This window comes from Micromonospora sp. KC606, from assembly GCF_004348675.1.
Taxonomy (GTDB): Bacteria; Actinomycetota; Actinomycetes; order Mycobacteriales; family Micromonosporaceae; genus Micromonospora.
Window position 1 is genome coordinate 1 of record NZ_SMKN01000186.1, and the last position, 11,214, is coordinate 11,214.

Annotated in this window: 8 protein-coding genes; 1 reads left to right on the forward strand and 7 read right to left on the reverse strand. The window is 71.3% G+C overall.

Annotated features, from left to right (window positions below; genetic code table 11):
- Positions 1-45: 45 nt before the first annotated feature.
- The gene (locus E1193_RS25055) at positions 46-951 is read left to right on the forward strand and encodes an A/G-specific adenine glycosylase (protein WP_132185641.1); all 906 of its coding nucleotides are present in this window, start codon (positions 46-48) and stop codon (positions 949-951) included.
- Between the two features lie 573 nt (positions 952-1,524).
- On the opposite strand, the gene E1193_RS25065 is transcribed toward E1193_RS25055, so the two are convergent.
- From E1193_RS25065 to E1193_RS25095, 7 genes are all read right to left on the reverse strand, one after another.
- Positions 1,525-4,056 carry an ATP-dependent Clp protease ATP-binding subunit gene (locus E1193_RS25065; RefSeq protein ID WP_132185643.1) on the reverse strand — a complete coding sequence of 844 codons (2,532 nt, stop codon included), beginning with the start codon at positions 4,054-4,056 and terminating at the stop codon, positions 1,525-1,527.
- A gap of 454 nt (positions 4,057-4,510) precedes the next feature.
- Complete coding sequence (locus E1193_RS25070; RefSeq protein WP_165945819.1) at positions 4,511-4,855, reverse strand: Lsr2 family protein; 345 nt, start codon at positions 4,853-4,855, stop codon at positions 4,511-4,513.
- Positions 4,856-4,964: 109 nt separating this feature from the next.
- On the reverse strand, positions 4,965-6,473 hold the full coding sequence (gene lysS, locus E1193_RS25075) for a lysine--tRNA ligase (RefSeq protein WP_132185645.1): 1,509 nt from the start codon (positions 6,471-6,473) through the stop codon (positions 4,965-4,967).
- A gap of 125 nt (positions 6,474-6,598) precedes the next feature.
- Positions 6,599-7,357: a type III pantothenate kinase gene (locus E1193_RS25080; RefSeq protein ID WP_132185646.1), complete on the reverse strand. Its 759-nt coding sequence runs from the start codon at positions 7,355-7,357 to the stop codon at positions 6,599-6,601.
- A gap of 59 nt (positions 7,358-7,416) precedes the next feature.
- Positions 7,417-8,313: a carboxylating nicotinate-nucleotide diphosphorylase gene (gene nadC, locus E1193_RS25085; protein WP_132185647.1), complete on the reverse strand. Its 897-nt coding sequence runs from the start codon at positions 8,311-8,313 to the stop codon at positions 7,417-7,419.
- 47 nt (positions 8,314-8,360) lie between these two features.
- The gene (locus E1193_RS25090; protein ID WP_132185648.1) at positions 8,361-10,055 is read right to left on the reverse strand and encodes an L-aspartate oxidase; all 1,695 of its coding nucleotides are present in this window, start codon (positions 10,053-10,055) and stop codon (positions 8,361-8,363) included.
- 61 nt (positions 10,056-10,116) lie between these two features.
- A complete protein-coding gene (locus E1193_RS25095) occupies positions 10,117-11,010 on the reverse strand; it encodes a septum formation family protein (RefSeq protein WP_132185649.1) in 894 nt (297 codons plus the stop codon).
- Positions 11,011-11,214: the final 204 nt, after the last annotated feature.

Below are 11,214 nucleotides of genomic sequence, written 5' to 3' on the forward strand. Positions count from 1 at the left end.
CGCCCATCCTGCGGGAAGGCATCGCGTGACATCATCGTTGGCGCGATGAACGAACAACCGACCTTCGCCACCCTGGTCAGCCGGTGGTACGAGCAGAACGCGCGCGACCTGCCCTGGCGGGCACCCGACGTGGGAGCGTGGGCGATCCTGGTCAGTGAGGTCATGCTCCAGCAGACCCCGGTGGTCCGGGTCCTGCCCGCCTGGTACGCCTGGCTGCGGCGCTGGCCGACGCCGGCCGCGCTGGCCGCCGACACCCCCGCCGAGGCGATCCGGATGTGGGGACGGCTCGGCTACCCCCGCCGGGCGGTCCGGCTGCGCGACTGCGCGGTGGCGATCGTGGAACGGCACGGCGGCGAGGTGCCGAAGAACCTGGAGCACCTGTTGGCCCTGCCGGGCGTCGGCACCTACACCGCGCGGGCGGTCGCCGCGTTCGCGCACGGGCAGCGACACCCGGTGGTGGACACCAACGTTCGTCGGGTGGTCTCCCGCGCCGTGGCCGGTGAGCCGGACGCCGGGCCGGCCACCCGCCCGTCGGATCTGGTCGCCTGCGAGGAACTGCTACCGGTCGAGCCGGCCGCCGCTGCCCTGGCCAGCGCGGCGTTCATGGAGCTCGGGGCGATCGTGTGCACCGCCCGCTCGCCCCGCTGCACGGCGTGCCCGGTCGAGTCGGTCTGCGCCTGGCGTGCCTCCGGTCAGGCGGCGCCCGTCGGCCCCACCCGGCGCCCCCAGCGGTACGCGGGCACCGACCGACAGGTCCGCGGGCTGCTTCTGGCGGTGCTGCGCGACGCCACCGGCCCGGTCCCGCACCAGCGACTCGACCAGGTGTGGCACGACGACGTGCAGCGGTCCCGGGCGTTGGCTGGCCTGGTGCGGGACGGCCTGGTCGAGCCGGTCGGGCAGGATTCGGTCCGGCTGATCGGCGACGGACCGGCGCCCCAACCGGTCGCCTGACCGCCCTCCGGAACCCGGCTCACACCCGGCCCGGATGAGCCCTCGAACGCGGCCCGGATGAGCCCTCGAACGCGCCCCGGCCAAGCCTTCATACGCGCCCCGGCCGAGCGGGCCCATGCCCGGTCGGACGAGCGGCCCACGCGCGGCCTGATCGACCCGATACGGCGCTACATCGCGACAACTCGCCGCCCGCCCCCTGCCTGCCTGCCTGCCTGCCTGCGTGCCTGCGTGCCTGCGTGCCTGCGTGCCTGCGTGCCTGCGTGCCTGCGTGCCGCACAACGCGACACCGACCGATACCGCAAGCGGACGGCATGATCGACTCCGGACGCGCCGGACCGGGCCATCCGCAACGCTTAACACCCCCAACTGCCGCAACCCGCAACCCGCGACGCCGTGGCCGAGGCCGCTGCGGACCGCGTGATCGACTCAGGTTGCGGTGTACCGCGGGATCTGGGGGCGTCCGACGCGACGACCCGACGTGCCCGGTGTCGTGTGAGAAGGGCGCGGGCCGGACAGGGAAAGGTGACGGCCCGGTGGCGGATGCCACCGGGCCGTCACCTTCGTACGTCGTCCTTACTCGTCCGCGCCCGCGGCAGCGGTGCCGCCGAGGTCGGCGGGAACGGCGTCCGGCACGTCCACCGGTCGGTCCGCGCCATGGAAGACCAGCTTGGACTTGTCGATGTTCTCGGGGTCGCCCTCGCAGTCCACCACCACGATCTGACCCGGGGTCAGCTCGTTGAAGAGGATCCGCTCGGAGAGGTTGTCCTCGATGTCGCGCTGGATCGTCCGGCGCAGCGGCCGGGCACCCAGGACCGGGTCGAAGCCCTTCTTCGCCAGGTACTTCTTGGCGTTGTCGGTCAGCTCCAGGCCCATGTCCTTGTTGCGCAGCTGAGTCTCGATCCGCGCGGTCATGATGTCCACGATCGAGAGGATCTCGGTCTCACGCAGCTGGTGGAAGACGATGGTGTCGTCGATCCGGTTGAGGAACTCGGGCCGGAAGTGCTGCTTGAGCTCGTCGTTGACCTTCTGCTTCATCCGGTCGTAGTTCGACTCGGAGTCTTCCGACGCCTGGAAGCCCAGCGAGACCGCCTTGGCGACGTCCCGGGTGCCCAGGTTGGTGGTCAGGATGATGACCGTGTTCTTGAAGTCCACGATCCGGCCCTGACCGTCGGTGAGCCGACCGTCCTCGAGGATCTGCAGCAGCGTGTTGAAGACGTCCGGGTGGGCCTTCTCGATCTCGTCGAAGAGGACCACGGAGAACGGCCGACGGCGCACCTTCTCGGTGAGCTGGCCACCCTCGTCGTAGCCGACGTAGCCGGGAGGGGCACCCACCAGCCGGGAGACCGTGTACCGGTCGTGGAACTCGGACATGTCCAGCTGGATGAGGGCGTCCTCGCTGCCGAAGAGGAACTCGGCGAGGGCCTTGGACAGCTCGGTCTTACCGACACCCGACGGGCCGGCGAAGATGAACGAGCCCGACGGGCGCTTCGGGTCCTTCAGGCCGGCCCGGGTGCGCCGGATCGCCTTCGAGACCGCACGAACCGCGTCCTCCTGGCCGATGACGCGCTTGTGCAGCTCGTCCTCCATGCGCAGCAGGCGCGAGGTCTCCTCCTCGGTCAGCTTGTAGACCGGGATGCCCGTCCAGTTGCCGAGCACCTCGGCGATCTGCTCGTCGTCGACCTCGCTGACGACGTCCAGGTCACCGGCCTTCCACTCCTTCTCGCGCTGCGCCTTCTGGCCAAGGAGCTGCTTCTCCTTGTCGCGCAGCTGCGCGGCACGCTCGAAGTCCTGCGCGTCGATCGCGGACTCCTTGTCGCGACGCACCTGCGCGATGCGCTCGTCGAAGTCGCGCAGGTCTGGCGGCGCGGTCATCCGGCGGATCCGCATCCGGGCGCCCGCCTCGTCGATCAGGTCGATCGCCTTGTCCGGCAGGAAGCGGTCGGAGATGTACCGGTCAGCCAGAGTCGCGGCAGCCACGAGCGCTGCGTCCGTGATCGAGACACGGTGGTGCGCCTCGTAGCGGTCGCGCAGACCCTTGAGGATCTCGATGGTGTGGGCCAGCGACGGCTCACCCACCTGGATCGGCTGGAACCGGCGCTCCAGGGCGGCGTCCTTCTCCAGGTGCTTGCGGTACTCGTCGAGGGTGGTGGCGCCGATGGTCTGCAGCTCGCCACGGGCCAGCATCGGCTTGAGAATGCTCGCCGCGTCGATCGCGCCCTCGGCCGCGCCCGCGCCCACCAGGGTGTGGATCTCGTCGATGAACAGGATGATGTCGCCGCGGGTGCGGATCTCCTTGAGCACCTTCTTCAGGCGCTCCTCGAAGTCACCGCGGTACCGGGAACCGGCCACCAGGGCCCCGAGGTCGAGCGTGTAGAGCTGCTTGTCCTTCAGCGTCTCGGGCACCTCGCCCTTGATGATCTTCTGGGACAGCCCCTCCACCACAGCGGTCTTACCGACGCCGGGCTCACCGATCAGGACCGGGTTGTTCTTCGTACGGCGGGAGAGCACCTGCATGACCCGCTCGATTTCCTTCTCGCGCCCGATGACCGGGTCGAGCTTGCCCTCACGGGCGGCCTGGGTCAGGTTACGACCGAACTGGTCCAGCACCAGACTCGTCGACGGCGCCGCCTCGCCCGGCGCGGTGCCCGCCGCGGCCGGCTCCTTGCCCTGGTAGCCGGAGAGCAACTGGATCACCTGCTGGCGGACCCGGTTCAGGTCGGCGCCGAGCTTGACCAGCACCTGGGCGGCGACGCCCTCGCCCTCGCGGATCAGACCGAGCAGGATGTGCTCTGTGCCGATGTAGTTGTGGCCGAGCTGCAGCGCCTCGCGCAGCGACAGCTCCAGCACCTTCTTGGCCCGCGGCGTGAACGGGATGTGCCCGCTCGGCGCCTGCTGGCCCTGGCCGATGATCTCCTCGACCTGCTGACGGACGCCCTCGAGGGAGATGCCGAGGCTCTCCAGGGCCTTTGCCGCGACACCCTCACCCTCGTGGATCAGGCCCAGCAGGATGTGCTCCGTACCGATGTAGTTGTGGTTGAGCATCCGGGCCTCTTCTTGGGCCAGGACGACAACCCGTCGCGCTCGGTCGGTGAACCGCTCGAACATGCCCTCGTGCTCCTCACGTGCCGTGCGCCTTGATGTGCGAGATCTTGGCGGGGCCGGTGCGCGGACGTCCGGACGGGCGTCCTTGCCTCATTACTCTATCGCCGCCGACCGACTCCGCTGAGGTCGTGTGCCCCCGTGACGAGCCGTTCGGACGCTGTTTTGACCAACCCTCCGCGCTCAGGAGGTGTTCCGACACCTCGACCTGTACGCGCAGAGCGAAATTCACCCCGGGTGCGGAAGGCGCCCCCGGCGGCCCGATGGGTCGTCCACAGCCTGTGGACGCAGTCTCCACCGGCTGTGGGCAACGCCCTCCTCGGCGGGAATGTTCCCGGTCCACGTCCGCCCGCGACCATCACCGCGCCCCCTCGCCGGCGGTCGGCCGAGGCCGCCCGAAAACGACGACGCCGGCCCGGAGACAGGCTCCGGGCCGGCATCGCGCGCCGACCGTGACGGGTCAGCGGGTGGCGTGGAACTCGTCGACGATCTCCTGCGGGATACGGCCCCGGTCGGAGATCTCCTTGCCCTGCTTCTTGGCCCAGGCCCGGATCGCCCTGTTCTGCTCACGATCCGCGGTGGCGCCCCCCCGGCCCCGCGCGGCTCGGCCGCCGACGACCACGCCGCCCCGACCGACCCGGGTGCCCGCCGCCACGTACTGCGCGAATGTATCGCGCAATTTCTCCGCGTTGGAGTTCGACAGGTCGATCTCGTACTGAACACCGTCGAGGGCGAACTTGACAGTCTCGTCCGCGTCCCCGCCGTCCAGGTCATCGACCAGCTTGTGAATGATCTGCTTGGCCACGTCCCACATTCCTTTCGAGCAGGGTTACTTCCTGCAATGCAAGAACGATAACCCGCGAGACGCTCGTCGCGTCAATAGGATGCGGTAACAACCCGGAGAAGTCGTCCGGTCACTCCGCGCGGACCAACGGGAAGAGGATGGTTTCCCGAATTCCCAGACCCGTCAGCGCCATGAGAAGCCTGTCGATTCCCATTCCCATGCCACCGGCCGGTGGCATTCCGTACTCCATCGCACGCAGAAAGTCCTCGTCCAGCCGCATCGCCTCGTCGTCGCCACGGGCCGCGAGCTGCGCCTGGGCGACCAGCCGCTCCCGCTGCACCACCGGGTCCACCAACTCGGAATACGCGGTGCCCAGCTCGAAACCGAGGACGTACAGGTCCCACTTCTCGGCCAGCCCCGGCTCGCTGCGGTGGGCCCGGGTCAGCGGGCTGGTCTCCTCCGGGTAGTCCCGGACGAACGTGGGTTCCTGCAACCCCGGCACGACCAGTTCCTCGAAAAGTTCCTCGGCCAGCTTGCCCGGACCCCACTTGGGGTCGACGGAAACACCGACCTTGTCGGCGTACTCCATCAGACGGGACCGCTCGGTGCGTACGGTGACCTCCTCGCCGAGCGCTTCCGACAGCACCCCGAACAGGGTCACCGAACGCCACTGGCCACCGAGGTCGAACTCGCGCCCGTCGGCGTGCGTCACCACGGTCGAGCCGCCCACGGCGATCGCGGCCTGCTGCACGAGATTGCGGGTCAGCTCGGCCATGGTGTCGTAGTCGCCGTACGCCTGGTACGCCTCGAGCATCGCGAACTCGGGCGAGTGCGACGAGTCGATGCCCTCATTGCGGAAGTTGCGGTTGATCTCGAAGACCCGGTCGACGCCGCCGACCACGGCGCGCTTGAGAAACAGTTCCGGCGCGATTCGCAGATACAGATCGGTGTCGAGCGCATTGCTGTGGGTCACGAATGGGCGGGCCGCCGCGCCGCCGTGCAGCAGCTGGAGCATGGGAGTCTCGACCTCAATGAATCCCGCGCCGTGCAACGAGTCGCGCAGGCTGCGCACCGCCGCGGCCCGGGTCCGGACCATCTGCCGCGCCTGCGGGCGCACGATGAGGTCGACGTACCGCTGCCGGACCCGGGCCTCCTCGCTGAGCGGCTTGTGCGCCACCGGCAGGGGGCGCAGCGCCTTCGCGGTGACCGCCCAGTCCTGCGCCAGAACCGACAACTCACCCCGGCGACTGGTGATCACCTCGCCGGTGACCCCGACGTGGTCACCGAGGTCGACCAGCCGCTTCCAGGCGTCCAGCCGCTCCGGGCCCACCCGGTCCAGCGAGAGCATGGCCTGCAACTCGGTGCCGTCGCCGTCGCGCAACGTGGCGAAGCAGAGCTTCCCGGTGTTCCGTACGAAGATCACCCGACCGGTGACCGAGACCTGGTCGCCGGTGGCGGTGTCGGTGGGCAGGTCGGCGTACCTCGCGCGGATTTCGGCCAGGGTGCTGCTCCGGGGGAATCCGACCGGGTACGGCTCGACGCCGTCGGCGAGCATCCGGTCCCGCTTCTCCCGGCGGACCTTCATCTGCTCGGGAAGGTCGTCGGCGGGGTCCACTGGCAGGGCGTTCTGCTCGGTCACGGCACGCTTCCTCAGGCTTCGGGGAGTTTCGGCGGGTCAGCCCATGAGCGTACTCAAGGGCTCCGGGGGCCGTAACGCAGACAACCTGCCGCCCGGCAGCGGGCCCACCCGCCTCGCCCCACCGCTCAGATGTTGCGCTCGTAGACCATCCGCAGTCCGATCAGCGTGATCATCGGTTCGTGGTGGGTGATCACGCGGCACTCGTTGATCACCAGGGCGGCCAGCCCTCCGGTGGCGATGACCGCCTTCACCTCGCCCAACTCCTCGGTCATCCGCTCCACGATCCGGTCCACCTGGCCGGCGAAGCCGAAGTACAGGCCGGACTGGAGGCACTCGACGGTGTTCTTCCCGATCACCGAGCGGGGCTTCGTCGCCTCCACCTTGCGCAGCTGGGCGGCCCGGGCGGCGAGCGCGTCGAAGGAGATCTCGATGCCGGGGGCGAACGCGCCGCCGAGGAACTCGCCCCGGCCGCTGATCACGTCGAAGTTGGTGGTGGTGCCGAAGTCCACCACGATCGACGGGCCGCCGTAGAGGGTGTACGCGGCGAGGGTGTTGACCACCCGGTCCGCGCCGACCTCCTTGGGGTTGTCGATGGCGAGCTGCACGCCGGTGCGTACCCCGGGCTCGACGACCACACTCGGCAGGTTTGCGTAGTAGCGGGCCAGCATGGTCCGCAGCGAGCGCAGCGCGGCCGGGACCGTGGAACAGGCCGCCACCCCGGTGATCTCCACCGCATCACCGGCGAGCAGCCCCCGGAACATCAGACCCAGCTCGTCCGCGGTGGAACGGGCGTCGGTCTTGACCCGCCAGGAGTGCACCAGCTTGTCGCCGTCGAAGGTCGCCAGCACGGTGTTGGTGTTTCCGATGTCGATGCAGAGCAGCACGCACGCAGCCTAGACGCCGGGCCCGGAACCGGAGTCGGTGTGGCCCACCACGACGACGCTCACTCCTCGCGGAGGTCCAGCGCGATGTCCAGGATCGGCGAGGAGTGGGTGAGCGCGCCGATCGACAGGAAGTCCACCCCGGTCGCCCCGTACTCGGCGGCCACCTGCAGGGTCAGCCCGCCGGTCGCCTCCAGCTCGGCCCGGTCGCCGACCCTGGCCACCACCTCGCGCAGCGTCTCCGGGGTCATGTTGTCCAACAGCAGGAAGTCCGCGCCAGCCTCCACCGCCTCCACGGCCTCGGCAACCGTGTCGACCTCCACCTGGACCGGCACGTCGGGAAAGACCTCCCGGACCCGTCGGTAGGCGGCGGCGACCCCACCGGCGGCCAGCTTGTGGTTGTCCTTGACCATGGCGACGTCGTGCAGGCCCATCCGCTTGTTCGTGCCGCCGCCGGCGCGCACCGCGTACTTCTCCAGGGCACGCAGGCCGGGGGTGGTCTTCCGGGTGTCCAGCACCGTCGCCTTCGTGCCGGCCAGCGCGTCCGCCCAGGCCCGGGTGTGGGTGGCCACGCCGGACATCCGGCAGAGCAGGTTGAGCGCCGTCCGCTCGGCGGTGAGCAGCAGCCGGGTCGGGCCGGTCACGGTGGCCAGCACGTCGCCGCGGGCCACCCGCTGCCCGTCGTGGGCCACCAACGACACCGCGACCGTACGGCCCATCCCGGTCACCTCGCCGACCAGCTCGAACACGGCGGCGGCGACGGCCAGTCCGGCGACCACACCGGGAGCGCGGGCGACCAGGTCGGCGGTGTCGGTCTGCGCGTCCGGGATCGTCGCCACGCTGGTGACGTCGAGAGAACTCGGGCCCAGGTCCTCGGCCAGCGCGTCCACGATCACCTGCCGGACCCGTTCCGGATCGAGGCCGCCGGCCCTCAGCGCCTGCTCTGTCGACTGGTTCACTCCCGCTCCTCCCCTGGCGCCCGCAGGACTCGTCGCACCACTGTCGCTCACGCCGGCTCCTCCCACCGGGACGTCAACCTGCCCCGCGTCCCGACCGCCCCGACGAGGTGGCCCCGCCACCGCTCCTCGGCCGTCGGGAAGTCTTCCCGCCAGTGGCAACCCCGGGTCTCCTGACGGGCGTACGCGGCGGCGACCAGCGTCGACGCCACGGTGACCAGGTTCGTGGCCTCCCAGTCGGCGGTCCGCGGAGCGCCTCGCTCCGCGCCGATTTCGGTCAGCGTGGCGGCGGTCGCGGCGAGGGTCCGCGCCGAGCGGAGCACTCCCGCGCCCCGGGTCATGGCCCGTTGCAGCGCCGGGGTGCCGGCGGCCGGCACCACCCAGCCCTCGCCACCCACCCAGGCACCGGTCTCCGCCGGCTTCGCCTGCTCGGGCAGGCCCACGGCGATGTCCTCGGCGATGCGGCGGGAGAAGACGAGCCCTTCCAGCAGCGAGTTGCTGGCCAACCGGTTCGCGCCGTGCACGCCGGTGCAGGCGACCTCGCCGCAGGCGTACAGGCCGGGGATGGAGGTCCGCCCGCGCAGGTCGGTGCGGACGCCGCCGGAGGCGTAGTGGGCGGCCGGGGCGACCGGGATCAGATCGACCGCCGGGTCCACGCCGATGGCCAGGCAGGAGGCGACGATGGTGGGGAAACGCCCGGCGAGGAAGTCCCCGCCGAGGTGGCGGGCGTCCAGCCAGACGTGGTCGGCGCCGGTGGCCAGCAGCACCCGGTGGATGCCCTTGGCCACCACGTCCCGTGGGGCCAGCTCGGCCAGTTCGTGCTGGCCCACCATGAACCGTTTGCCGTCGCCGTCGACGAGGTGGGCGCCCTCGCCGCGCAGCGCCTCGGAGACCAGCGGCTGTTGGGCCAAACCGGCGCCGGGCACCCGGGCGTGCTCCGGAACGATCAGCGCGGTCGGGTGGAACTGCACGAACTCCACGTCGGTGACCGCCGCGCCGGCCCGCATCGCCAGCGCCACCCCGTCGCCGGTGGAGACCGCCGGGTTGGTGGTGGCCGCGAAGATCTGCCCCATCCCGCCGGTGGCCAGCACCACCGCCCGGGACAGGATGGCCCCGACGCCGTCCTCGCTACCCTCGCCGAGCACGTGCAGGGTGATGCCGCAGGCCGGGCCGAGCGAGTCGGGGCCGTCGCCGGGCGCGCGGAGCAGGTCCAGCACCAGGGCGTGCTCGACCAGCCGGATCCACGGGTCGCGGCGGACCGCAGCGTGCAGCGCCCGCTGCACCTCGGCCCCGGTCGCGTCGCCGCCGGCGTGCACGATCCGGTCGGCTCGGTGCCCGCCCTCGCGGGTGAGCATCAGCGACCCGTCGGGGTTGCGGTCGAACTCCGCGCCGATGCGCATCAGTTCACGCAGCCGGGCCGGCCCCTCCTCCACCAACACCCGCACCGCCGGCGGGTCGCAGAGCCCGACCCCGGCGATCTCGGTGTCGGAGGCGTGCGCGGCCGGCGTGTCGGTGGGGCCGAGCACCGCGGCGATGCCGCCCTGCGCCCAGCGCGTCGAGCCCTCGTCGATGTTGACCTTGGTGACGACGGTGACGTGCAGGCCCGCCTCACGCAGGTGCAGCGCGGCAGTCAGACCGGCGACCCCGGAACCGACAACGATCACGTCGGTCGTCTCCACCCAGCCGGGCGCGGGGGCGGCCAGCAGACGGGGCAGGGCCGGCAGGTCGACGGTCGGAAGGTCCATGGGAACAGTCAACCCGAAGCATTCTCGTCCGGGGCGGCGGGGGCACGACGAGTGGTTTCGGCTACTTCGTCCGGACGGGCAGGCCGGCGGGACCGGCCCCCTTCAGCGAGGCGGTCACCGTCCGGTCGCTGAGCCACAGGTAGCAGCGGACCCCACGGTCGCCCACCCGCCAACGGCCGGCACCCGGCGGGCGCACCACCACGCCGCTGCGGAAACGCAGGTTGGCGTCGTCGGGCACGCCGACGTACCGGCCGAGCACCGTTCGACAGCCGGCGTAGAGCGGAGCCCAGTCGGCGCCCTTCGTGGGGTACGGCCGGTCCGGCGCCTGCCACACGCCGACGAACTCGGCGTCGTGGGCGGCCCCGCAGTCCACCGGGGTGAGGGTGCGCACCCGTCCACCGCCCTCGGTGGTCCGCTGGCAGCCCAGCCGAAGCGTCGACGGCCCGCGGAGAGCGCCGCGGAGGCTGCCGGTGCGGGTCACCACCTTCGCCGCGGCCTCGGTGGTGTCCAGCTGGCTGAGGTCGCAGCGGTACCAGCGGGAGCCGGCCGCCCAGCCGGGCCGGGTGGGCAGTGCCACGGCCAGCCGCAGCCGGCCGGCGCGCCAGTCGTCGCCGACGTACCCGGCGGCCCTCGCGTCGCACTCGGCGAACGCGCCGCGCAGCTCGGGCGAGCCGGTGGCCGGCGGCTCGGCCCGACCGGCGGGGAAGGCACCGACGTGCACCGTCTCGACCCGGTGCGGCACCGCGCAGTCGACCGGCGCGTACGCGTCAAGGGCCACGGTGTCGGTGAATTCGGCGACCTGGCAGACCTCCGCCACTGGGGTGAACGGACCGGGAGGGGCCAACGCGGCCCAGTCGTCGGTCAGGTCGCCGTCGAGCCCGTCGGCGCCGGCACAACCGGACAGCACGGCGACCGCGAGCCATGCGGCGGTCACGCTGCTCATCGTACGGCGCATCGCGGCCTCCCCCAGCCGACGACCGTCGATCCCGACGGTCCGCCCAGGGTAACCGTTCACGACCCTCCGGTAACAGACCGGAAGCGCGCCCCCACTCGCCGTCGATCATGATGTTGTCTTCGCGGCGCGCCGACCCGCGGCACGGCAACCTCATGATCGACGGGATGGGTGGGTCCGGTGGATCAGTTGAGTAGGGCCAGGGGG